The following is a 25,735-nucleotide window of genomic DNA, read 5'->3' on the forward strand; positions in this document are numbered from 1 at the left end:
ATTTTTGTATTTGAGAGTGCAAAGTTATGCTATTCTAAGGGATTACTTTTCAGTAGCGCGGATAGCCGCGACTTCCTTAATTGTCATAATATTGTAATTCGACACTATGGAATGTTTACTGGGCTTGCATCTGTTCCAATGGGATGTGGGAGATTGTTACCGCATTGTCATGCGCTGGGTAATCTGTTCTGAATTATTGCGGAAGCTGTTAATATTACGCCTAAATTTCAAAAGTCATTCATTCGAGATAGCATGAAGAAAGATAAAATTCTGGTAATCGGTGCCTGCGGGCAGATTGGTGTGGAACTTACACTGGCATTAAGGAAGATGTACGGAGACGCCAATGTGGTTGCTTCCGATCTGCGTGAGGAGCATGACCTGCTCAAAGGAACGGGCCCTTATGTATCCCTGGATGTCATGAATAAGGAGATGCTGCACGTGCTGGTTATCCGTCATAACATCACCCAGATCTATCTGCTGGCGGCCATCCTTTCTGCCACCGGGGAAAAGAACCCGCTGCTGGCATGGCATATCAACATGCAAAGCCTGCTGAATGTACTGGATATTGCGAAAGAAGAAAATGTTGATAAAGTATACTGGCCAAGTTCCATTGCGGTATTCGGACCAGATTCCCCTAAAGAGTCCACTCCGCAGCATACTATTATCGAGCCTACCACCATTTACGGTATCAGCAAGTTTGCCGGTGAGCGCTGGTGCGAATATTACAGCCACCGTTATGGTGTAGATGTACGCAGCTTGCGTTATCCTGGTCTGATCAGCTACAAATCCGCTCCGGGTGGTGGTACAACAGATTATGCTATTGAGATCTTCCATGAAGCACTGGAAGAAAAGAAATATACCTGCTTCCTCTCCGAAAGCACTTACCTGCCAATGATGTACATGCCGGATGCTATCCGCGCCACTATTGAGCTGATGGAAGCCGATAAGGCAAAGATCAAGGTGCGCTCTTCTTACAACCTGGGCGCGATGAGTTTCTCTCCTAAAGAAATAGCAGCGGAGATCAAAAAACATATCCCGGAATTCACGATCAGTTATGAGCCGGATTACCGCCAGCAGATTGCTGACGGATGGCCACAAAGCATGAATGATTCCGAGGCTAGCCGGGATTGGGGGTGGAAACCGGAGTTTGACCTGGAAAAGATGACGGCAGATATGCTGAAGAATCTTAAGAAATAAGCAGTAGTATCAGGTAACCCCCTGCGGAATATTATCTTCAAAAAAAAGACGAATGCAGCATGCATTCGTCTTTTTTTTGAAACACTTGTAATTATTAGCTTACAAACCCAACCGCTACGGTTGAATTACTGAATTCGTCGATCAGGATGAATGCACCATTGGCAGGGTTAGCGTCATAGCTATCCGCAAATATCGGATGTGCGAGTTTCACAGTAATTTTACCAATATCATTCAGGCCCAGCTCTTTCTTATCTTCCAGGATCTTATTGGAAGTTACATCTATCACATGTTCTATCTGCTGTACTTTTGCTTTCACACGGTTAATACCATGCTGGAACAGGTATGCTTTGCCCGGCACCAGTTTCTGCTGATCCATCCAGCATACCTGTGCTGATAGTTCTTTCAGCAAGGCAGGTGCATTTTCAGGTTTGGAGAACATGCTGCCACGGCTGGTGTCTATTTCATCTTCCAGCGTGATCACTACACTCTGACGTGCTTCTGCAGTGGTGAGCTGTGTTTCGAACTGTTCGATGGTTTTAATCCTGCTCTTCTGCTGTGATGGGAGGGAGATGATCTCATCACCTACATTGAAGTGACCACTTACCACTTTACCCGCAAAACCACGGAAGTCGTGATAAGCCTCTGTTTTAGGACGGATTACGGACTGTACTTTGAAGCGTGCCGGGTGACTGTTATCAGCATGATCAAAGGTGATCTGTTCCAGGTACTCAAGCAGAGATTCACCGCTGTACCAGCTGATCTTTTCAGAGCGGGTAGCCAGGTTCTCACCATAGAGGGAGGAGATCGGAATGAACTTGATAGAAGGTGCTTTGAAACTTGCACTGGCAATCAGTGCCTGGAAGTCTTCCACGATCTGATTAAAGCGTGCCTCGTTATATTCCACCAGGTCCATTTTGTTCACACATACCACCAGGTATGGGATGCGCAGCAGGCTGGCGATAAAGAAGTGACGGTAGGTCTGTTCTACGATACCTTTACGTGCATCGATCAGTATCAGAGATACCTGTGCATTGGACGCACCAGTCACCATGTTACGGGTATATTCGATATGTCCCGGCGTATCGGCAATGATGTATTTACGGGTAGGAGTAGAGAAGTAAATGTGTGCCACATCGATAGTGATACCTTGTTCACGTTCTGCTACCAGACCGTCTGTCAGCAATGACAGGTCTGTAAAATCAAGTCCCTTACGTTTGCTGGCAGCGTGTAACGCTTCCATTTTATCCTGTGGAATAGAATGTGTATCGTACAGCAGCCTGCCTATCAGGGTGCTTTTGCCATCATCTACGCTGCCGGAAGTGGTTATACGTAAAACCTCCATGTTATATTTTTTGAGTGCGGAGCGCTTCGCTGTCCGCGACGATTTTATACTAATTGATTAATTCCTGTAACTGAGAAGAGTGATAACAACCGGCGGCTATTAAAAGTAACCAGCCTGTTTTCTTTTCTCCATCGCTGCTTCGGAGCGTTTATCATCGATACGGGCGCCTCTTTCAGAGATTTTGGCTTCCAGTATTTCACCGATAATATCTTCCAGCTTATCAGCTTCAGAGATCACTGCTGCGGTACAGGTCATATCGCCAACGGTACGGAAGCGCACTTTTTGACGGAAAGGAACTTCTTCCTCAGTGGTATTGAGGAAAGGGGAGTAAGGCCAGTACATACCATCGCGTTCGATGATCTCTCTCTCGTGGGAGAAGTAGATGGATGGGATCTGCAGGTTTTCCCGGCGGATATAGTTCCATACGTCCAGTTCTGTCCAGTTGGAGATAGGGAATACCCTCACATTCTCTCCCAGGTGTATTTTACCATTGAGCATATCGAACAGCTCAGGACGTTGCATTTTAGCGTTCCACTGACCGAATTCATCTCTTACAGAGAAGATCCTTTCTTTTGCACGTGCCTTCTCTTCATCACGGCGGGCACCACCGATGCAGGCATCAAATTTCAGTTCTTCGATAGCATCCAGAAGGGTGACAGTTTGCAGGGCATTTCTACTGGCGTATTTACCAGTTTCTTCCTGTACTTTACCCTGGTCGATACTGTCCTGTACATTTCTTACAATAAGCTCAAGACCCAGTGATTCCACCAGCCAGTCGCGGAACTGGATAGTTTCGGGGAAGTTATGTCCGGTATCTATATGCAGTAACGGGAAAGGAACTTTACCCGGATAGAACGCTTTCTGTGCCAGGCGCACAATAGTGATTGAATCCTTACCACCTGAGAACAGGATGGCCGGGCGTTCAAACTGTGCAGCTGTTTCACGTAAAATATAGATGGCCTCATCTTCCAATGCCTGCGGAAACTCCCACTGTATTTTATTGGTCATAAGTCTTTATTTAAATGTCCCTGCGGACCAGTTAGTTTAATCAATTTAATCAGATCGTTTTCTCTGTTGTCTTTGTCATTATCCGTGCAATCCACACTCTTTCTTGGATATTTCCCACCACCATCTGCCGGCGCGGGGATGTTCTCCGGGTTCAATTGCACGGGTACAGGGAGCACAACCGATGGAGACAAAGCCTTTATCGTGCAATTTATTATACGGCACGTTCTTTTCCTTCAGATAATCGATCATTTCATCATATGTCCAGTTGATCAGCGGATTGTATTTATATAATTGCCTGGCTTCGTCCCATTCAATGGCGTGTAATGACTGGCGGTTTTCCGATTGTTCAGCGCGAAGACCGGTGATCCAGACTTTAACACCCTGGAGGGCACGGTTCAGTGGGACAACCTTACGGATGTGACAACATTCTTTACGGTTGTCCACAGATTCATAGAAGCTGTTGGGCCCTTTTTCCGCCAGGAGTTTTTCTACAGAAGCCGTTTCAGGGAAATAGACTTCGAAGTTTTTCTTGTAGCGGGCGCGGGTGAGGTCCATCAGGTCATAGGTTTCCTGGAACAAACGTCCAGTGTCGAGGGTAAACACCCTGATCGGCAAGTTGGCGTGCCAGATCATATCGGCAATTACCTGATCTTCCTGTCCAAATGAGGTGGAAAAGGCCACCGCTCCGGGGAATTGTGCTGCCAGATACTGCATGGCAGCGATTGGATCTAGTCCTTCCAGTGCTGTACTGATATTATCCATGTGATCTATCTCAAATAGCCTGACATCCGTCTATAGTTGCCTATAGATGTCAGTAATACTTCCTTTAGTGAATTGGCAATTTCTGCTGTCTACAAAAATACATAAACTCTATAAAAAGGATAGACTTTTTTTAAGAGGCAGGTTGTATGATGTGTTTATTATTGGTTATCAATGTTTTATTGGGACTTTGGTTTGTTGGGTGGAGATGATTGGTGGGGAAGGCCGTCTGCCGGTTTCAGTGAGGGATACCGGGCTGTACCCCTTGCGAGCACTATTTATTGGGCATTTTCAATCGTATGGGCATTTGGATGTGGATTAAACCCCTGCCAATCGTATAGGGGCTCGTCAAGGGCTAAGGCCCGGTATCTCCTCCTGAAACCGTTGCGATTCGGGCCTTCCGGTTGAGTATGGGTGTGGGGAGAATGCGAAATGAGATTAAGCCTTCCAATTAAGTTTAGGCGGTAAACGAAAATAACAGAAAGCCTACGATTACGCTATTCGTTGTGGAAGGGTCGTGAAATACCCGCCAATCGCTATAGCCGGATATGTAATCATTGGAAGGCATGAAAGAAGCTGCTCATATCCTTCTCTCTCCCTAAAATCCGTTGGAGGTCGGGAAGTAGCGGACGGTTCCAGATGGAGACTGCGGGCCTTCAGCTCTTCGGATATACGATTGATGAAGCCCAATATAAATTCGATAGTTCATACGCTTGATAAAGCCTAATAGCAATCCCTGGCCCGGAGAGGTGCCGACCGCGGTCCCATCTGGAACCGCAACGCGTATCGCAATCCCAACGCTAATCCCACCACAAAACACAATCTTAACAATCCTCAATCAAGGAAGGTGCGACCACAGTTCCAACAAGCCTTATAAAAACAAAAGCCGGAGATCACCCCGGCTTTTAAAGAAGATTATAATATTGAAACGTTTCTCGTCAATATATCCTTCAGTGTTTTATTCTCAAGGATCTTCAGTGTTGCGTCCCGCACTTTACTCATGACGTCATTCAATCCACACACTGCTTCATCCCGGCAATTCTCACATCTTTCATAGTAATTGAGACTCACGCAGGGAAGTAGTGCAATCGCCCCATCCAGCAGACGAATAATCCGTGCCAAAGGTATTTCCTTGGGCGTCTTCAGCAGGTAATAGCCACCACCTTTGCCTTTTTTACTTCCCAGAATGCCTGCATTCTTCAATTCCAGCAGGATATTCTCAAGGAATTTGATAGAGATATTCTTCTCCTGGGCTATTTCAGAGATGAGAATGGGACCCTTATCTGCATTTTCTGCCAGGTGTATGAGCGCATGAAAAGCGTATTGCGTTTTTTTAGACAACATATTGATTGATTTGCATCCCTCCCAGATGTTTGTACTACAAAGATAACAGCTTTTTACGTCTTACAGGCTCAGTACATCTTTCATACTGAAGATGCCTGTTTTTCCCTTCAGCCATTCCGCAGCAATCACGGCGCCGGAAGCGAATCCTTCGCGGGAATGGGCGGTATGGGTAATGGTAATATCGTCAATAGCGGAGGTGTAGGTAATGCTGTGTGTACCAGGAGCGGGATCTTCACGTTTGGAAATGATGGAGAGCTGTTCCGGACGGGAAGTTTCCTCATTCACCCATTCCTGCTTGCGACGCACTAGCTCCATCAGCTGCTCTGCCAGGGTAATGGCGGTACCGCTTGGCGCATCTCTTTTTTGGGTATGGTGGATCTCCTCCATTTTTACTTCGTACTGTGACTGATTCGCCATCAGTTCCGCCAGGCGTTTGTTGATCTCGAAGAAGATATTCACGCCTACGCTGAAGTTACTGGCATAGAGGAATCCCTGATGCTGTTCCAGGCACAAAGATTTTACAGCGGGGAGGTGTTCCAGCCAGCCGGTGCTGCCACAAACGACAGGAACATTGGCGGCGAAACACTTCAATATATTACTATAGGCGGTTTCCGGACCGGTAAACTCAATAGCCACATCAGCCTTGCTCAGTTCTTCCTTTTCCAGCAGGTGCTGGCTACTCAGGTCAATACGATGAACGATCTCATGTCCTTTGGCAACAGCGATGGTCTCAATTGCCTTTCCCATTTTGCCGTAGCCGATAAGCGCTATTTTCATAATATATTGAATTATAAACTATTAGTAGAGATTAGTAGAAGGGAAGAGATTACCACCTGTTGTTGCTGATGGCAACCTGATTGTTGTACTTCTTTTTGCCGCCTCCTATAGAAAAACGGAGACTGAGCCCTAATGCCTGATTATTGATAACGGTAGGTACGATCTTCATACTCAGGTCATCCGACATGTTAAAGTCCTTCAGGTGGGCAAACACAGTAGCATCCACAATGTTCAATCCATAGGCGAGCACGAATACAAGCACGGAGTAGTCTACATATTCCCGGTAAGCATCACGGAGGAATTTAAGACCATTGTCACTGTACAATCCAACATAGTCATCTACTGTATCGGCGTTGCCGTCCATACGGATACGATAGGCATTACGGAAGGTGCGGTAGTTGTCCATGTTGATAATAAAGGTACCGGTAGTGATGCCAAGGGCGGCATATACCAGGGGGATCTTCCAGTACTGCCTGTTGTAAGCCTGTCCGAGACCCGGCAGTACGGCGGAGTAAAAAGCTGCCTTCCGCGGACTATGAGGAGTGGGAGGGACCGGTTTTACCGAATCCCGTTTAATGAAAAGTTCAGCACTGTCTTTCCGGTTATCCGGCTGCTGCTTACGCAGATAGGCGGCCTTGGTACTGTCCTGAGCCAGCAGGCTAGCGGGCAGACAAACAAATACCGGTAATACCAGTAAACAAAGACGTAGTAAGTAAGAAAATGTATTCCCGGACTGTTTAGCCACCGTATAAATCTATTTTTTCTAATATGCTATCAAGTTCCTCGTCAGAGTAAAACTCGATGGTAACGCTACCTTTACCGTTCTTGCTTCTGTCCAGTTTCACTTTTGTGGCAAAATGGGTTGCCAGGTTATCTTCTATCTTCTGATAGGCCGGTGGTAATGAGCTTTTTAAAGGCTTTTTCACATTGCCTTTGTCAATATGGGTGGTTTTACGCACCAGGTCTTCCGTTTGACGTACAGACAGTCCGTTCTGCATGATCTCGTTGAAAACGAAGAGTTGTTTCTCTATATTTTCCACGGCGATCAATGCTCTGGCATGTCCCATGCTTATTTGTCCATTGCGGACAGCTACCTGGATATCGGGTGGCAGTTTAAGCAGGCGTATATAGTTGGTAACGGTACTTCTTTCTTTACCCATGCGGTCGGCTACCTGTTCCTGGGTGAGTACACACTCTTCCATCAGGCGTTTGTAGCTCAGGCCGATTTCTATGGCATTCAGATTTTCCCGCTGTAAGTTTTCCAGCAGGGCCAGTTCCAGCAGTTCCTGGTCGTTTGCCTGACGGATATAGGCCGGAATATCCTTCAGACCTGCCATCCGGCTGGCGCGTAAACGCCTTTCACCTGCTATCAGCTGGTATTTATTGGGTCCCACCCTGGACACGGTAATAGGTTGTATTACGTCGTGCAGTGAGATGGACATACTTAATTCCTGTAAAGCCTTCTCGTCAAAGTCCCGGCGCGGCTGCTTAGGATTCACTTCCACCTGGTCGAGCGGAATGCGCTCAATGCCGGTAGCCCTTGCCACGACCTGCTCCCCCAGAGCGCTGGTGGTTTGTTTCAGGTCAGTATCAATATTTTGCAGCAGCGAGCGGATACCTTTACCCAACGCCTCTTTCTTATTCGGATTCCCCTTACTCTGATTGCTCATTGTTGATTGCTAATATTTTATCTTCCAGGTTAATACGTGTAAAGTTATTCTTTTGCAGAATTTCTTTTGCCAGGTTGAGATAGTTGATTGCTCCGGTACTGGCTGCATCGTACATGATCACGGATTTACCGAAGCTGGGCGCTTCACCCAGTTTGGTATTACGGTGAATGATCGTGTTGAATACGCTTTCCTCGAAGTGTTGTTTCACTTCATCTACCACCTGGTTGCTCAGGCGCAGACGGCCGTCGTACATGGTCATCAGAATACCCTCTATGGCCAGGTTGGTATTTAAACGGCTCTGAACGATCTTAATTGTATTTAACAACTTACCCAGACCCTCCAGTGCAAAAAACTCGCACTGTACCGGAATGATCACAGAGTCGGATGCTACCAGGGCATTTACGGTGATCAGACCCAGGGAAGGGGAACAGTCTACTATAACAAAATCATAGTCATCCTTTACAGCATCTATCACCTGCTTCATTACCTGCTCCCTGTTAGGATGGTTAATGAGCTCCAGTTCTGCACCTACCAGATCAATATGGGATGGCAGCACTTTCAGATTGGGTGTATCTGATTCCAGGATCACATCTTTGGCCTGCCCGTCATTTACCATACAGTCATATAAGCTCTGCTGTATATTACGCAGGTCAAAACCTAAACCGGTGGTGCTGTTAGCCTGCGGATCCGCATCTACCAGCAATGTTTTATATTCCAGCACAGCCAGGCTGCTTGCCAGGTTAATAGCACTGGTAGTTTTTCCTACCCCACCTTTCTGATTAGCGATTGCAATTACTCTTGCCATTGTTGATTAGGTATTTCTTAGGTTTTACTATAGGATAATAAATAAGGCATGGATTAGGAAGACTCCTGTCTCTTTCACCATGAAAAGATATGCGTTTTACTATAGATCGATACTGCTTCCTATTGCCGGCAGCAATAATTCCAGGCCTGCGGCTGCAAACTGTTGCTGCGTTTTCTCCTTATCTATCTTGATATACCCAAAGGTGTCGTAGTGTACGCCGATAATGCGTTTACAATCAACAAATCCTGCCGCTGCAATTGCATCGTCAGCTCCCATGGTGAAATTATCTCCTATTGGTAAAATTGCAAAATCAAGTTTAGCATACCTGGGTATCAGCTGCATGTCTAAAGTCAGCGCTGTATCCCCTGCAAAATAAAAATTTCCCTCCTCAGTCGTAAAAACGAATCCCATAGGATTACCCCCATAGGAACCATCTGGCAGACCACTGGAGTGATGAGCCACCACACACTTTACTGTGCCAAAGTCAAAATGCCATTTACCCCCGGTGTTCATTGGGTGTACTTTCTCAATGCCCTGCCTGCCAGTCCATTCGGTCAGTTCAAAAGCGCCTACTACAGTCGCATTGGTACGTTTTGCCAGTCCTATGAGGTCGGCTACATGATCGGCATGACCGTGGGAACAGAAAATATAGTCGGCCTCTATCTTGTTGATATCTACTTCCTTAGCCAGTTCGTTGTGCGTAATAAAAGGGTCAAAAACAATCTTCTTCCCCTTAATTTCAACCGCAAAGCTGGAATGTCCGTAATAGGTGAATTTCATCTTGCAGGTGCTAATGTGAACAAAGTATACTTACTCAAAAGTGTACAAAAGTACAACGATTAGAGAATAATAAGGTCTACCCCGATATTTATTTATTCACAGCTGCTTCACATTTGAATTGTTAATTAGCTCACAATGAATTGTTTAGTATTATTTGTTAAAGTAAATGCAAAATCTGTCCTTCTGGTACAATATGTGGACCGGTAAATCGTCATAACAGGATACTGCCTCTGGTACCAATAAAAAAGGATAGGTTTACGTAAGGGGTTATTTTTGCAAGGACAAATATTCTACATGCGTTCAGGATTCAATACGATAGTACTGTTAATCATACTATTATTACTCGATCTTTATGTTTTTATGGCCATTAAGGCCATTTTTAATGGCTCAACAACAAGAGTACGCAGTTTCGTATTCGGTGGTTACTGGGTGTTATCAGCCCTGGTAATATTAACTATTGCCCTGTTACCGTACATGAACTGGCAGGAATGGCCCGCCAATGCCCGCTCATACGTACTTACTATTATATTCGGACTGGTCTTCGCTAAAATGCTGGCAGCTGTATTCCTCCTGCTCGACGATGGCCGCCGGGCCGTTCAATGGATCATCAGCCGGTTTTCTTCCGGCGGAGGGGATGCTGTAGCTGCCAATGCCATCACCCGGTCGAAATTCCTTTCCCAGATGGCCTTGATACTAGGAGGTGGCATGTTTGCTACCCTGGTATACGGTCTGTCCAATAAATACAATTACAGGGTCCACAAGCTGAAACTTGCGTTCAAAAACCTGCCTCCTGCCTTTAAAGGATTGCGCATTGTACAAATATCTGATATTCACTCCGGTAGTCTGAGCAATAAGGAGGCAGTAGAAAAAGGAGTGGAGCTCATCAACGCACAAAAGGCTGATATTATACTCTTTACCGGCGACCTGGTAAATGACCGCGCCACAGAGATGGATAACCTGATGGATGTGTTCAGCCGGGTGAAAGCCCCGATGGGCGTTTACTCAACCCTGGGTAACCATGATTATGGCGATTACTACGCCTGGCCTGACAGAGACGCCAATGGCTTCAGCGCCCAGCGGAATGAGAACCTGGAAAGACTGAAAGCCGTACATGGTGAACTGGGTTGGAAATTACTGATGAATGAACACGTCACCCTGGAGCGTGGCGGACAACAAATTGGTTTACTGGGTATTGAGAACTGGAGCGCTATGAGCCGCTTCCCTAAATACGGCGATTTGAAAAAGGCGTACGCCGGCGCCTCACATTTGCCATTCAAGATCCTGATGTCTCACGATCCTACCCATTGGGATGCCCAGGTAAGAACAGAATATCCTGATATTGACCTGATGCTGGCAGGCCATACACATGGCATGCAGTTCGGTGTGGAAATCCCGGGATTTAAATGGAGCCCTGCCCGCTTTATCTATAAAGAATGGGCCGGTCTTTATAAAGAGGGAGATCAGCGCCTGTACGTGAACAGAGGATTTGGGTTCCTGGGGTATCCTGGTCGTGTAGGCATTCTTCCGGAAATTACTGTGATAGAGCTGACATAGTCTGTCGGCTCTTGTCTCGCAGTCAACGACTTTCCGTCCCCATCCACCGACAAACGGCTATGGGCTATCGACTATTTAGCCTATCTTGCGGCTGTAAAATGCTCCGTGCATGCGCTGCTGCTTTCTATTCTTATTTCTGTTATGTAGTAAGGCTGCTATGTGCCAGTCCCTTGCCGAATTGGAGAAACAATTGGATTCCCTGCTGAAAAAGAGGGAAAGAAGTGAGTTGATCCTTGGTGTCGGGTATGGTAATAGTCCTGCCTATGGGAAGAAAACACAGACGTATGAGACGCCTATCGTCATGAAGCCCTTCATTAACCCAACGGTTTCCTACTTCCATAAAACAGGTTTATATGCTAATGTGAGCAGCTATTACCTTTTTCAGTCAATCGGTAAACCCTGGTTTGAATGGGATTTTTCCGTAGGATACGACTATTCGAAGAGCCGGAAGTTCCTGACGGGAGTTTCCTATACCAGATACATTTTCACTGACTCTGTTGATATACCGGTTACGCCGATCAATAATGAATTATTTGCTTATTTCTATTACAGGGACTGGTGGTTGCAACCCGGCGTGAGCTTAGACCTGGGATGGGGAAGCACACAGGAGAAGATCGCAGGAGGCAGGTTGAGCCGGAACCTCTCCGGAAAGGATTTCAATATCGTGACAGCCATCCGCCATCCTTTTATCTTTATCGACGTATTAAAGCGGGATGACGCCATTTTACTAACGCCTTCTGTAGGCCTTACAATGGGTACTGCCAATTATTACAGTAATCTTAAGTCATTCCAGTATATGTCCCGCTCATCCAAATTACATTGGGAATGGAGCGAAGCCCATCCACCGGGAGATATTCAAAGCGCATTTATGAGCAGGAAAACTGCTACGGGCTTTGAAATGAGGGCTGTTGACCTTACCCTTAATGCATCTTATATGCTGGGAAACTTTACCATCTCACCATCCTACACCATTTTCAAACCTTTCCAGGGAGAAGAGAAACAACTTACCGGCTATTTTACTGCCAGGTTAGGATATACTTTTAAATGATCCCTTTTTCTTCACGTTACTGTTTTTTTTGCTTTGTTATCCACACATTGCTAATTGTTAATAATTGTAGCACGCATTTTGCTATCTCTGCAATAGGGGTACGTTTTGTGAGGAACGTTATAATAATCAGAACCTGAAAAACCTTTAATCAATCGATAAATCATCCTCTTCTGTTTAAAACAACTATTATGAAAAAACTGTTTCTCGCGATCGCAGTACTCAGCGTAACTGCCGTTTCTACCGCAAATGCCCAGACCAGATTTTTAAGATTCGGTCTTAAAGGAGGTGCTAATCTGGGTAAACTGGACGGTCAGGGTTACAAAGATGGCTTCAATCTGGGGTACCACCTGGGTGGCTTTGCACAGGTTAACCTGACAAAAGGCTTCGGTGTACAAGGTGAATTGATCTTTTCTTCAAATTCAGTAAAAACTACAAGTGATTTCAGCCAGGTATACAATCCTGATAATCTGAATGATCCTGCTAACAACAACAAAAAGATAAAACTGAACTACCTGAGCATTCCGTTACTCGCCAATATCTCTTTGGGTAGCCCGCGTATTAAACTGCAGGTAGGTCCTCAGTTCAGCGCCCTGGTGAGCGATAAAAATGTATTCAAAGGTGCTAATGATGCCTTTAAAGGTGGTGATGTATCCGGTGTGGCGGGTTTATGGTTGCAATTGCCAATCATTAATATCAGTGCCCGTTATATCGTCGGCTTTACTGATGTGAAGGGTGTCAATACACTTAATACAGACAACTGGAAAAACCAGAGCATTCAGCTGGGCGTAGGTGTAACTTTATAAACACAGCTTAAATGATATTGAAAAGTCGCTTCGTCATAAAACGGGGCGACTTTTTTAATATCATTTATTTTTTCGTGGCATCAAACTTGACAATATACCTATGCTTATAAAAATGAATGGAAAGGGGGCCGCAGGCTGACAATTTGGCCACTTTCCCGATTAAACTACGCAGATGAATAGATTCTATTTTGCAAACTCGGAAGAAGAGATGGAATTCATGCCGATTATCCCTTTAAATGAAGAGAATGATGGGCTGGAGGACGAGAAAATACCTGATGAACTGGCCTTGCTGCCGCTTAGAAATACTGTGCTTTTCCCAGGAGTGGTACTGCCAATTACAGTTGGCAGGGATAAATCCATAAAGGCAGTGAACGATGCCTATAAGGCAGACAAACTGATTGGAGTTGTAGCACAAAAAGACAGTACTGTAGAAGATCCTAACCTGGTTGATCTTACTGATGTGGGCACTGTTGCCCGTATCGTTAAGCTTATTAAAATGCCGGATGGTGGCACCACTATCATCATACAGGGGCGTAAACGATTTAAGATCGGTGAAATAGTATCGGAAGATCCATATTTTAAGGCCCGCATCGAACTGCTGCATGATGAAATAGTGACAGACGATCCGGAATTTGACGCCTACATTTCTTCTATCAAAGACCTGGCGGGTCAGATCATCCAGTTATCGCCCAACCTGCCTTCCGAAGCGAGTATCATCCTGAAGAACATTGAAAATGCATCCTTCCTGGTACACTTCGTGTCTTCCAACTTAAACTGTGACCTGAAAGATAAACAGCAACTGCTGGAGATCAATAACCTGCGTACCCGCGCTGAATTGCTCCTGAAATTATTGCAGGTAGAACTGCAGCTGGCAGAGCTGAAAAATAAGATCACCAATAAAACCAAAGCTGATCTTGACAAACAACAGCGGGAATATTTCCTCCAGCAACAGCTCAAATCCATTAAGGAAGAACTGGGAGGAGACTCGAATGACCGTGAAGTAAAGGAATTACAGCGTAAGGCAGAAAAGAAACAGTGGACAGAAGCTGCTGCTGAACTGTTCCGCAAAGGCATTGAAAAGCTGGAACGTATGCATCCCAGCACGCCCGACTACTCTGTGGTGTACAATCACCTGGACCTGATGCTGGACCTGCCCTGGAAAGAATATACCGAAGACAGCTATGACCTGAAAAAGGCGAAAAAGATCCTGGATAACGACCATTATGGTATGGACAAGATCAAGGAACGCATTCTGGAATACCTGGCTGTTCTCAAACTGAAAGGCGACATGAAGTCTCCGATCCTCTGTTTTGTAGGTCCTCCGGGTATTGGTAAAACATCCCTGGGCCGTTCTATTGCCAGTGCAATTGGCCGTAAGTATGTAAGGCTGAGCCTTGGCGGTCTGCATGATGAAAGTGAGATCAGGGGCCATCGTAAAACATATATCGGCGCTATGCCCGGTCGCGTGTTACAGTCCATCCGTAAGGTGAAAACCTCCAACCCTGTCATGATCCTCGATGAGATTGACAAGATTGGTAATGACCACCGTGGAGATCCAAGTTCTGCTATGCTGGAGGTACTTGATCCGGAGCAGAACGGTACTTTCTACGACAACTACCTGGAACTGGAATATGACCTGAGCAAGGTACTGTTTATCGCTACTGCGAATAATATCAACGCTATTAGTCCTGCACTTCGTGACAGGCTGGAGATCATAGATCTGAGCGGTTATTCCATCGAAGAAAAAGTGGAGATCGCCAAACGTCACCTGATACCTAAACAGAAGGATGCACACGGTCTGAAGGCGCTGAAAATGCGTATCAGCAACGGCATTGTAGAAAGAGTGATCCAGGATTATACCCGTGAAAGTGGTGTCCGTGAACTGGATAGACAATTTGCATCCATCATGCGTTCCATCGCCAAAGATGTGGCACTGGAAGAGGAAATCCCGGAAAGCCTGACAGAAGATCACATAGAGGAAATATTAGGTAAGTCCCGCTATTCCAATGAGATCTATAAGGTCGGGAATCCAGCAGGTGTCGCTGTCGGACTGGCCTGGACGTATGTAGGAGGAGATATCCTGTTTATCGAGACCAGCCTGAGTGAAGGTAAAGGTGAATTGAGGCTGACCGGTAACCTGGGTAATGTGATGAAGGAATCTGTAAGTACGGCGCTCAGCTATCTGCAGGCGCATGCCAGGGAATTCAAGATCGATCCTAAACTGTTCTCCCAACGTAATGTGCATGTGCACGTTCCGGAAGGCGCTGTTCCGAAGGATGGTCCAAGTGCGGGTATCACTATGCTGACGGCCTTAACGTCTGCATTTACAGGCAGAAAGGTAAAGTCCTACCTGGCTATGACAGGTGAGATCACCCTCCGCGGACAGGTGCTGCCGGTAGGAGGTATCAAGGAAAAGATACTGGCTGCCAAAAGAGCAGGTATTAAGGAAATCATCCTCTGCTGGCAGAATGAAAAGGACATTAAAGAAATAAATCCCGACTATATCAAAGGATTAAAGTTCCATTTTGTTAAAGAAATGAACCAAGTTGTCGATATAGCGTTATTAAAGAAGTAACATTTCCCTGCCGGCCTTTTTAACAGTTGTGGCTGGCAATGGATACTAATGTTGATTGTTTTAAGGGTTTGGAGATGCCATATGCTACGCATATGGCATCTCTGTTTTTAAGCCATTCTGCTGATGACAGATTGGCTTTCGTGTTTTATAACCTATTATTATTTAGTTTTATGCCTCTTTATGAGGAAAAACATCATTGCGCTGCTGATTGCGCTCCCATACCTCTGTCTTTCTATGAGAACCGCCAGTGCCCAGGTACTGGGAGGCAAGAGTGTATTTTCCTTTCTTGATCTACCTGTTTCCCCTCAAATAGCTGCCCTGGGCGGCTCCAACGTCAGCTTACAGAATAATGATATCGCCCTGTCGGCATTGAATCCGGCTCTATTGAGGGAGAGTATGCACCAGTATTTGCAGGTGAATTACACCAACTACTTTGCCGGTGTACAATACGCTCATGCGCTATTTGGTTACCACCTGGGAAAATATAAGACTACGCTTGCCGGCAGTGTGCAATACATTGATTACGGCAGTGTCACTCAGACAGATGCAGCAGGTAACATTCTCGGAAATTTCAAGCCCAGAGATATGGCCTTCCAGCTAACAGCGTCCCGCAGATACCTGGAAAGATGGTATTATGGCATCAGCGTCCAGTATGTTCAGTCCTCCTATCTGCAATACAAAGCCTCCGGATTAGCATTTCATGTAGGCCTGAACTACCAGGATACAGCCAACCACTGGCAGGCCGGTCTGGTAGTAAGAAACATGGGGGCACAGTTAAAAACCTATACAAAAGGCAACCAGGAACCCTTACCCTTCGATTTGCAGATAGGTGTTTCAAAAAAGCTAGAGAACCTTCCTCTGCAATTCTCTGCCACGATACATCACGTACATCAGTTTGACGTCCGCTATGCAGATCCAAACTTCCAGGAGGGTACTATCATTTCTGATGGAGACACGACCAGCACCCATGGCAATACCGCAGATAAGATCTTCCGGCACTTTATACTCGCCGCACAATGGGAGATAGGCCGTTATATAGAACTAACAGCATCTTACAACCATCTCCGCAGGCAAGAACTGGGTTTACCACAACAAAAAGGCATGAGTGGATTCTCCGGGGGAATCGGCATCATTACCCGCAAACTGCAATTAAGATATACCCGCTCCTGGTATCAACGCAGCGAAGCTTTAAATCAGTTGGGTATAAATTTACCATTAAAGGAATGGCGATATTAAGCTCAAAATAAAACCGTGAGAAACAATCCAAAAAAAATGGGACTACAGAAATCTGTAATCCCGCAAAAAAATTATAACACCAACAACTACTCTTCGAGTTGTCTCTTATACAACTGTATCGTATTCTCCAGTCCGAAATAAAGCGCATCACACACTAACGCATGTCCAATAGACACCTCTTTCAACTGAGGAATATGCAGCTTAAAAAAACGTAAGTTATCAAGATTAAGATCATGACCTGCATTAAGATCCAACCCGATAGCTGTAGCCGCGCGGGCAGTATTTTTATAATCATTGAACAACTGAAGATTCTGCGGCTGTGTACGTGCACGCTCATACTCTTCTGCATAAGGACCGGTATAAAGCTCAATACGATCTGCACCAGCAGTTTTCGCCGCCTCTACTTTATCAACTTCAGCATTCAGGAATATAGACACACGGATACCAGCAGCCTTTAATGTGCCGATCACCTCGCGGAGGAATGATTGGTTTTTAATAGTATCCCAACCGGTGTTGGAAGTGATCGCATCCGGAGGATCGGGTACAAGCGTTGCCTGATGAGGCTTTACGGAAAGCACAAGGTCCATAAAGTCTTTCGAAGGATATCCTTCAATGTTGAATTCCGTTTTCACCAGCGGCTTCAGATCTCTTACGTCCTGGTAGCGGATATGTCGTTCATCCGGTCTCGGATGTACGGTGATACCGTCTGCGCCGAAACGCTCGCAGTCCTGCGCTACTTTCAATATATCCGGCATATTACCACCACGTGCATTGCGAAGGGTGGCAAATTTGTTGATGTTTACGCTTAGCTTGGTCATAATACAAAATTAGTGGAATTACGCGGATAGTCCATCGAGATAGATGAAGGGGTAAGTAATCTAAAGCAAATAGCCCATAACTATCAAAGTTATGGGCTATTGCTAATATAGTGATTAATCAGATTAGTATCTGTAGTAATCTGGTTTGAACGGCCCTTCAGCAGGAATGTTCAGGTATGTTGACTGTGCAGGGGTCAGAATATCCAGTTCAACACCGATCTTCTTCAGGTGCAGACGGGCAACTTTCTCATCCAGGTGTTTAGGCAGTACGTAAACTTTGTTTTCGTATTTGTCTGTATGCTGCCACAGTTCCAGCTGAGCCAGTACCTGGTTGGTGAAGGAGTTACTCATCACGAATGATGGGTGACCGGTAGCACAACCAAGGTTTACCAGGCGGCCTTCAGCCAGCAGGATGATGTCTTTACCGTCGATGGTATATTTATCTACCTGAGGTTTGATCTCAACTTTGGTATTACCATAGTTTTTGTTCAGCCAGGCAACATCAATTTCGATATCGAAGTGACCGATGTTGGAAACGATACACTTGTCTTTCATCAGTTTGAAGTGTTCAGCAGTGATGATATCGCGACAACCGGTAGTGGTTACGATGATATCAGCTTCTTTCACGGCGTCGCTCATTTTCTTCACTTCATAACCTTCCATAGCAGCCTGTAGTGCACAGATAGGATCGATCTCAGTTACGATTACGCGGGCGCCTGCACCTCTCAGTGATTCTGCAGAACCTTTACCTACGTCACCAAAACCGGCAACAACAGCCACTTTACCAGCGATCATTACGTCTGTAGCACGACGGATAGCGTCTACACAGGATTCGCGGCAACCGTATTTGTTATCAAATTTGGATTTGGTAACAGAGTCGTTGATGTTGATAGCTGGAATAGGTAGTGTACCATGCTGCATACGCTCATACAGACGGTGAACACCGGTAGTGGTTTCTTCACTCAGACCTTTCACGTGCTGGATCAACTCAGGATATTTATCAAATACCATGTTGGTCAGGTCACCACCATCGTCCAGGATCATGTTCAATGGACGGTCCTGGCTACCGAAGAACAGGGTCTGTTCTATACACCAGTCAAATTCCTTTTCATTCAGGCCTTTCCAGGCAAACACAGGTACTCCTGCAGCAGCGATGGCAGCAGCAGCGTGATCCTGGGTAGAGAAGATGTTGCAGGAGCTCCAGCGAACCTCAGCACCCAGGTGAACCAGGGTTTCTATCAGTACGGCAGTCTGGATGGTCATGTGCAGACATCCGGCAATACGTGCACCCTGTAAAGGCTTGGTGTTACCATATTCTTCCCTCAGAGACATCAGACCTGGCATTTCGGCTTCTGCAAGTTCAATTTCTTTACGTCCCCACTCGGCCAGAGACATATCTTTTACCTTGTAAGCAAGGGTAAAGTCAATGTTAGAATTAGCTATTGTAGACATTATTTCTTGTTTTGTGCAAATCTAGCGTTATTTTATGGGTTTAAACTGTGCATTTGTTCTTTTTTTATTTGTCCAAACAGAACAACTGTACTTCTATAAGCCGGTTAACCTCATATAACTGCTAAAAATGTGTTATGACACCGATTTAGCATAAGTATAATGATTTTATCCACTATAAATGTGGATTTATAATTTATTGAGCACTAGTACCTCATGGTAGTTATCCACATTCCAGCACGCAACATATGCACAGAATATATAAATTTGTTTGTATAAGTATGAAAATATAAATATGTTTGTATCTTATATATATGTATTGTCTTTTATTTTATCAGATAATACTGTAGGTGGTTCCCGGAAATGGGGGGTGGAAAATTGTTTGATGTGAACTACCAAAAAAATGCTGCACATCATAGTGCGAAAGCTAACCATCTTTATTGAGCAGTGACTTTTTTTAAGCTATTTGATGGATTATTACAACGTTACACAGTTTACTATGTCTAAGCTTCCCAATCCTATGAAACGCAGTTTCGTTGCAGCGTTACGTAAATTGCCGAATGCACTCTGCAGGATCGTGCTGCCATTACTACTACTGCTGCTATGCAGTGAGGTGAATGCGCAAACTGTTAAAGCTGTGATCAATCCGACCGGTGGAACTCCAGCGTCTAATGACCTGAAGATTGAGGTCCTCAGTGACGGCGGTATTAAGGTCACGCGGAAAGGATTATTAGAAAGTTACATCAGAACAGACAGCTCTCAGGGTATGAGGGCTTTTTTAGATTTTAAGAACAGTTCTTATCTGGTTCCGCCAAACCTGAAAAGTCCCGCTGTTTGCTACATTTCACCAATATCAGGTACAGGTGAATACTGGGATCCTTACAAGGTACATATCGTAGGTACTATCCTCGATAAATATAAAAATTATCCTACCGGACAAACCGGTACGGTAACTATCATCGTGTCTTACGTGAAGAATACTAACTATTTCTTCATGGACTATGTATTGCACCTGCCACAGACCAGCGGCTTTACCAAAGCGTTGTTGTATCAGTCAGAACAGGTAGTAATGGGTGTTGCCGCCAGTGATGATCCGGATGCTGCAAGTACCTGCGCCTACGGTTTCATGAGCCCGGATGGTACTACTGTCGGCGTGTATCGCGATGCCAGCTGTGCCCTGACCCCGGAAGCGCCCAGAAGCCACGTATATCGCTCACTGAGGAAGTTCGATTCCTGGGAGGTATCCCTTCCCGGCCATCGCTTTTATATAAATGATGCCGGTAGCTTCCCTTACAATACCGTTGCCGGCGGTATTGACGGAAATGCCCGTTCTATGGGTATCATGAAGCAGTTAGGCTCCGTGTTCCGTGATGGATCCCTGGATCCTGATCCGATGAACTTTAAAACATATCGCCTGCTTTCCGGATATGGAACGAGTATGACCGAGTTCGATACCATCGCGGCGATGAAAGATACCATCCCTGTTCCGGGATTTGCGGCAGTAAACATCAAATTCTCCAACGGTACTTTATCTGGTAACGAAGGAAATACTGCCGACGGAGAACAACCTGCACAGGGTCTTACCCTGACAGTATCCGGAGGTAAACTGAATGCACCAGCCTACGTACTGGTAAAATATGATCCGACGTATGCTTCCAACTATTCACATCCGGCTGCACCTGGAACAGATTTTACCCTGACACAGGAAGCATTCCTCGTACCTGCAGGCGACTATACCACGCCTAAAAACGTGACTATCCCTAACCTGCATGTGATTGGGAATGACCAGCTACAATATAGCCGTACACTCCGCCTCAAACTGGTAAGTACCTGTACATCCCTGTTAAGCATCTCCGGAACTTCCGAAGTGGATTACACGATCGTGGATGATGAGCCAAGAACGCTGACAATGAATATTGACAGCACTTCCCTGTTTGAAGGAAATTCCTCTAAGGCAAGGATCACCATGCCAATTGGTATTACCTGTCCGGAAGATATCGTGATCACTTTCTCCCGCGTAGGAACATCGACCGCAGGAGATACCGACTACGTTGTACCCGCTAATGTTGTAATACCTGCTAACCAGACAGGTACGCCAACATTTACTTTCTCAGCAAAAGCAGATAAAGTATTGGAAAATACGGAGAACCTGTCCCTGAAATTCCAGGGTACCATCTTAGGTATCGGTGTGGCTAGCCAGAAAGATCTGCAGATTAAGGATAGCACCTTCCTGAACCCTGCTTACTCACAGATCCAGGCTGACTGTATCTCTCCTGATGCAGCAAGACCTATACCTGAAGGATATAGCGGTTTCCTAGGTTTACATCTGCCTCCGGGGGTAACCACAGAGGTGACTATCACGATGCAGGAGATCTATGTGGATTGGGACCATGCGACTGCAGAAGACCAGGTGGACTTTGACCTGAACTATTATTCCGGTCTGGAGTTCAAGATCACTCCGGGTACTACAGTTACCAAAGTGCCTTTCACTGTCTTTGCAGATAAACTCATAGAAGGACCTACGCCTGAATATTTTGACCTGGATATAGTAGCAATGGATGATGTAGGCGCCGGTCGTGTATATAATTATACCGGTCCGCAGATCACTATCAAAGATGTGGATGCCGACAGTTCCAATAAAGTGATCCTGATAACTACGCCATCAACTATTAAAGAAGGAGATGCTGGTGCTACTGTAATAGTATCATTGCCACCAGGTGTTACTTCTTTGTATGATATTCCGGTAGTTATTTCAAAAGGCCCAAGTTCAAAAGCGAAAGATGCTGATCTGGTAGCGCCTTTGCCAACCAGCTTAGTGATCAAAAAAGGACAGAACGCTGTATCCTTCCCTGCCAAAGTAATGGCAGTGGCAGACAATATACTGGAGAATGACGAAAGCCTGTGGATTGTAACACAGCCTAACGGATTTACCATAGACTCGTCCCTGATCACCATCCAGGATGCGACAGGTGATGTTGCCGGTAACAAGGATATGAAGATCGAACTGGAGACACCTACTTTAAAAGAGGGTAGCAACAGTGGTATCAAGATTAGCTTTGTAAATACAACAATTACCGCAGAAGACCCGATCTCCATCACGTTATCACACGATGCTTCTTCTGCAGCAGCTACTACTGATTATACAGCGCCGGCTACTATTACTTTGCCAGCCGGTCTGAATACTTATACTATACCTGGTAGCTTTGTTGCTGTCAGCGATAAGATCTTTGAAGCGGATGAAGCAGTAACCCTCACAGGAGTGGCTACCTCTCTCCCAGGTCTGACAGTAAGCGGTTTCAGTGGATTGATCCAGGATGCTACAGGAGATAATCCGGCAAATAAACAGATCACTGTTACCGCTAGTCATCCGGAAATGGATGAAGGTGGTACTGGTTATAGCTTTACTTTCAGCCTGCCTGCCGGCTTCACAACAGAAATACCTATCGACATTGCACCGGCACTGGTTCCACCATCTACTGCTTCTACGGATGACTATACCTTAGTTACAACTCCGCTTACAATCAATAGTGGCGGTAGCAGCGTAACAACAGGTGTAACAATTGCGTCGGATGTGGTAGTAGAAGGAGATGAAAACATGGTGCTTGGTGGTACGGCTAGTTCTTCAACCATTACCGATTGGACATTAGTACCTGCTACTGTAGTCATCAAGGATAAAACAAAGATCTCAGGACCAAAAGTTACTGTAGACACAACGAATATTGTTGAAGGAGGTGCTGGTGCGTTTATCACCATCACTATGCCAGCAGGTACAGTGCCTTCCACGCCATTGACTGTTAACCTGACAAGGGGACTCAGTTCACAGGCGGTTGCCGGCTTTACCGGTCTGCCACAAACAGTTACACTGAGTGGAAACTCTATTACCATTCCGGTGCCGATAGCAGCCAGCACAGATAACATACTGAATGATAATGAGAAACTGGTAGTGATAGTAGACACAGAAGGTTATCCGAAAGATTCAGTAACACTCAACATGATCGATGTTACTGCAAATGATCCGGCAAACCTGAAAGTCACTTTCACACCGCAGCCAGCCAGCCTGAGTAACCATGTCAAAGAAGGTGTTCCGTATGTGGTGCGTGCCAGTTTACCTCCGGGAGTAACGCCATATAAACCGGTATTGTTCTCCGTATATGCAACATCAGCTTCAGATGCTGTGCCTGCAGATTATACCGGAGTGCCTACCAGCTTTACACTGAATCCGGCAATAGGTTATGCAGACTTCACGATCACACCAACAGCAGATAAGATTATTGAAAGCCCGGAACTGCTGCAGTTCACCGGTAACGCCACTCTGATGCCAAACCTGGTGGTTGACACTTTTAATCTTTATATAGATGATGCGACGATTACTGATCCGAGCAAAGCTACATTGCAGATATTCTTCGATTCTACTGCCATCACCAAAGGCGGTGGCGCAACAAAAGTAACGATCGGATTTACTGATCCTGCAGTGATAACGACGTTGCCAATCACAGCCAGCATCACACCAGATCCTTCTTCTACTGCCGATGTCACCAACTATGTTGGTCTGCCAACAACAGTAACAATACCGAAAGACAGTAACCATGTAACTTTCTTTCTGAATGTACCAGACAACTACAAGCTGGAAGGAACTACAATATTGCAGTTTGCCGCCAGCGCCACAGGCTTCAGCTGGGCACCTGTGCCACCATTGAACATCCTGGAAATAGCAGGACAGGCGCTGACGATAGAGAAAGTAAGTGATGCGGCGGAACCATCAACAGATGGTGCATTTATCATCAAAATGCCAATTGTTTCTACGTCAGATGTAACGGTGAGCTACAGAGCAATATATGGCAGCACGAATATTGAGCCGCTTCCTACATCAGTAATTATACCTGCTGGTTCACAGGAAGTAACTGTACCAATACGTATCAAGGATGACCTGATCCTGCAGGGCGATCAGCCTCTGAGGATAACATTGACCAACGCAGTTGCTGATAATGGAGGCAAGCCTATCAGCCTGACCGTGGATATCACCCCTGTACTGATAACAGTAGGAGATGATGAAAATGCTACAACCGGTCCGAAAGCAACAGCACGTCAGATATTAATAGAAAAGATGAGTGACGCCACTCAGCCGTCTACGCCGGGTTCATTCAGGATCCGCTTTAATGACTCAACACTGGTGGCTTCAGATAATGTAAAAGTAATTTACAATCTCGGAGGTACTGCTACACCAGGAACCGACTATGGTATCTTACCTGGATATGCGATCATTCCGAAAGGAGAGAGCATGGTGTATGTAAAAGTATCGCCTGCGGGCATCCACTACGCCGGACCAGATGTAACTGTACAGTCTACATTGACAGATGCTTCATCTACACTGCCTAATGTAACCTGGACGTTTGTCAGCAATCCGGTTGCAACAATGACCATCTATAACCACAACATCGATACACCGGTTGTGAACCTGTTTGCTGCTACCAGCCAGATCACAGAAGGACAGGAAGTTGAGTTTGTGGTAAGATTGAGCAGGACTATAACAGTAGATATACCTGTAACACTTGATTTAACAAATGATGTTTACAGAACACTCACACTTTCAGGTGGCACGGTAAACGGTAAGAGTATAGAGGTGACAGTACCGAAAGGGGCACAGGAAGCGCGCTTTAAAGTAAGAGTAGATAATAATGAACTGAGTGATGACGATGGATGGATTAAAGCGGCAGTAAGAGATTTCGATCCGCTGAGTGGTAAACCTCCTTATTATACTGGTCTGGCAAGTGAAGTGACCAATTCAGTAGGAGATGACGATTCACTGAAACTGACCTTTACTGACAACCGTTATGCTGTGAAGGTAGCGTTTGATACCATTGGTCAGCCATTACCATTCAAGCTTCATTTCAACCGCGCCAGCTCACGTATCATCACTGTATACTACGAGTTCTATACGCCGGCGCCAACTGAGATCCCTGCTAATACACTGGCAGCGACACCAGTGAAAGACTATGATAATACTGTATCACCAATATTGGTATTACCAGGTGAAACAGATGTTGATATATCGGTACCAGTGAATAGCGTGGAGAAGGATAAGATCTTTGGTATGCGTTTGCTGAGAGCAACCGTATCATCCAACCAGCATCCGCCAACCCTGGATTCCATTATAACAGCAACTGGTCTGATCCAGATCTGTATGGATTGTGATGTGGATGGCGATGGTGTACCGGATTATGTAGAGCGCTTCATCACTGATGGCAGATGGAAGGATGACAATGGTGGCAACCTGCGTGTACATCCTGCAATGTCTCCTAACAACGACGGATTGGGTAATGATGTGATGCAGGTAGAGAACATTGAAAAATATCCGGAGAATGAGGTAACCGTATTTAACCGTTGGGGTGGTACTGTATTCACAACGAAGAACTATAACAACCAGACGAATAACTTTAATGGTAAGGGTAATGTTGGTGGAGCGAAAGGCCAGGATGTTCCGGATGGTTCTTACTTCTTCATCATTCATACTACGGATGCCAATGGTAATAAGAAACGTTACACTGGATTCATTGTAATAAAAAGATAGCG

At 45.5% G+C, this 25,735-nt stretch carries 18 protein-coding genes; 7 read left to right on the forward strand and 11 right to left on the reverse strand.

The features are described from left to right. Positions 1 to 252: 252 nt before the first annotated feature. Positions 253 to 1,197: an NAD-dependent epimerase/dehydratase family protein gene (locus tag CLV42_RS17440; protein WP_106603200.1), complete on the forward strand. Its 945-nt coding sequence runs from the start codon at positions 253 to 255 to the stop codon at positions 1,195 to 1,197. Positions 1,198 to 1,291: 94 nt separating this feature from the next. Here CLV42_RS17440 and CLV42_RS17445 read toward each other — a convergent pair whose 3' ends face one another. The 9 genes from CLV42_RS17445 to CLV42_RS17490 all read right to left on the reverse strand — a co-directional run bounded on the left by CLV42_RS17445 (position 1,292) and on the right by CLV42_RS17490 (position 9,682). After that, on the reverse strand, positions 1,292 to 2,539 hold the full coding sequence (locus CLV42_RS17445) for a sulfate adenylyltransferase subunit 1 (RefSeq protein WP_106603201.1): 1,248 nt from the start codon (positions 2,537 to 2,539) through the stop codon (positions 1,292 to 1,294). A gap of 99 nt (positions 2,540 to 2,638) precedes the next feature. Continuing rightward, a complete protein-coding gene (cysD, locus tag CLV42_RS17450) occupies positions 2,639 to 3,547 on the reverse strand; it encodes a sulfate adenylyltransferase subunit CysD (protein WP_106603202.1) in 909 nt (302 codons plus the stop codon). Positions 3,548 to 3,625: 78 nt separating this feature from the next. Then, the gene (locus tag CLV42_RS17455) at positions 3,626 to 4,309 is read right to left on the reverse strand and encodes a phosphoadenylyl-sulfate reductase (RefSeq protein WP_106603203.1); all 684 of its coding nucleotides are present in this window, start codon (positions 4,307 to 4,309) and stop codon (positions 3,626 to 3,628) included. A 912-nt stretch (positions 4,310 to 5,221) separates the two neighbouring features. Then, positions 5,222 to 5,650: an RrF2 family transcriptional regulator gene (locus CLV42_RS17465; RefSeq protein ID WP_106603205.1), complete on the reverse strand. Its 429-nt coding sequence runs from the start codon at positions 5,648 to 5,650 to the stop codon at positions 5,222 to 5,224. A gap of 60 nt (positions 5,651 to 5,710) precedes the next feature. Beyond that, positions 5,711 to 6,427 (reverse strand): 4-hydroxy-tetrahydrodipicolinate reductase, encoded by a 717-nt coding sequence (gene dapB / locus CLV42_RS17470; protein ID WP_106603206.1) that lies wholly within the window; start codon positions 6,425 to 6,427, stop codon positions 5,711 to 5,713. Between the two features lie 49 nt (positions 6,428 to 6,476). After that, positions 6,477 to 7,172 (reverse strand): DUF5683 domain-containing protein, encoded by a 696-nt coding sequence (locus CLV42_RS17475; RefSeq protein WP_106603207.1) that lies wholly within the window; start codon positions 7,170 to 7,172, stop codon positions 6,477 to 6,479. Next, on the reverse strand, positions 7,165 to 8,097 hold the full coding sequence (locus CLV42_RS17480; RefSeq protein WP_106603208.1) for a ParB/RepB/Spo0J family partition protein: 933 nt from the start codon (positions 8,095 to 8,097) through the stop codon (positions 7,165 to 7,167). Before CLV42_RS17480 ends, CLV42_RS17475 begins: the two co-directional genes overlap by 8 nt. After that, the gene (locus tag CLV42_RS17485) at positions 8,081 to 8,902 is read right to left on the reverse strand and encodes a ParA family protein (protein WP_106603209.1); all 822 of its coding nucleotides are present in this window, start codon (positions 8,900 to 8,902) and stop codon (positions 8,081 to 8,083) included. The genes CLV42_RS17480 and CLV42_RS17485 overlap by 17 nt, the downstream gene beginning before the upstream one ends. A 99-nt stretch (positions 8,903 to 9,001) precedes the next feature. Then, positions 9,002 to 9,682 carry a metal-dependent hydrolase gene (locus tag CLV42_RS17490; RefSeq protein WP_106603210.1) on the reverse strand — a complete coding sequence of 227 codons (681 nt, stop codon included), beginning with the start codon at positions 9,680 to 9,682 and terminating at the stop codon, positions 9,002 to 9,004. 294 nt (positions 9,683 to 9,976) lie between these two features. Here CLV42_RS17490 and CLV42_RS17495 point away from each other — a divergent pair, with 294 nt between their 5' ends. The 5 genes from CLV42_RS17495 (at position 9,977) to porQ (ending at position 16,898) form a co-directional block, all read left to right on the forward strand. After that, positions 9,977 to 11,236 carry a metallophosphoesterase gene (locus tag CLV42_RS17495; RefSeq protein ID WP_106603211.1) on the forward strand — a complete coding sequence of 420 codons (1,260 nt, stop codon included), beginning with the start codon at positions 9,977 to 9,979 and terminating at the stop codon, positions 11,234 to 11,236. A gap of 109 nt (positions 11,237 to 11,345) precedes the next feature. Then, positions 11,346 to 12,284 carry a hypothetical protein gene (locus tag CLV42_RS17500; protein WP_106603212.1) on the forward strand — a complete coding sequence of 313 codons (939 nt, stop codon included), beginning with the start codon at positions 11,346 to 11,348 and terminating at the stop codon, positions 12,282 to 12,284. Positions 12,285 to 12,472: 188 nt separating this feature from the next. Continuing rightward, positions 12,473 to 13,087, forward strand: a complete 615-nt coding sequence (locus CLV42_RS17505; protein WP_106603213.1) for a porin family protein — start codon at positions 12,473 to 12,475, stop codon at positions 13,085 to 13,087. A 172-nt stretch (positions 13,088 to 13,259) separates the two neighbouring features. After that, complete coding sequence (gene lon, locus CLV42_RS17510) at positions 13,260 to 15,662, forward strand: endopeptidase La (protein WP_106603214.1); 2,403 nt, start codon at positions 13,260 to 13,262, stop codon at positions 15,660 to 15,662. A gap of 180 nt (positions 15,663 to 15,842) precedes the next feature. Then, positions 15,843 to 16,898 (forward strand): type IX secretion system protein PorQ, encoded by a 1,056-nt coding sequence (gene porQ / locus CLV42_RS17515; RefSeq protein WP_106603215.1) that lies wholly within the window; start codon positions 15,843 to 15,845, stop codon positions 16,896 to 16,898. Between the two features lie 86 nt (positions 16,899 to 16,984). Here porQ and CLV42_RS17520 read toward each other — a convergent pair whose 3' ends face one another. Both CLV42_RS17520 and ahcY read right to left on the reverse strand, forming a co-directional pair. Beyond that, a complete protein-coding gene (locus tag CLV42_RS17520; protein WP_106603216.1) occupies positions 16,985 to 17,716 on the reverse strand; it encodes a pyridoxine 5'-phosphate synthase in 732 nt (243 codons plus the stop codon). A gap of 123 nt (positions 17,717 to 17,839) precedes the next feature. Beyond that, positions 17,840 to 19,168 (reverse strand): adenosylhomocysteinase, encoded by a 1,329-nt coding sequence (gene ahcY / locus CLV42_RS17525; protein ID WP_106603217.1) that lies wholly within the window; start codon positions 19,166 to 19,168, stop codon positions 17,840 to 17,842. A 517-nt stretch (positions 19,169 to 19,685) separates the two neighbouring features. On the opposite strand from ahcY, the gene CLV42_RS17530 reads away from it, so the two are divergent. Then, positions 19,686 to 25,733: a gliding motility-associated C-terminal domain-containing protein gene (locus tag CLV42_RS17530; RefSeq protein ID WP_170117546.1), complete on the forward strand. Its 6,048-nt coding sequence runs from the start codon at positions 19,686 to 19,688 to the stop codon at positions 25,731 to 25,733. Positions 25,734 to 25,735: the final 2 nt, after the last annotated feature.

This window comes from Chitinophaga ginsengisoli, from assembly GCF_003014595.1.
Taxonomy (GTDB): domain Bacteria; phylum Bacteroidota; class Bacteroidia; order Chitinophagales; family Chitinophagaceae; genus Chitinophaga; species Chitinophaga ginsengisoli.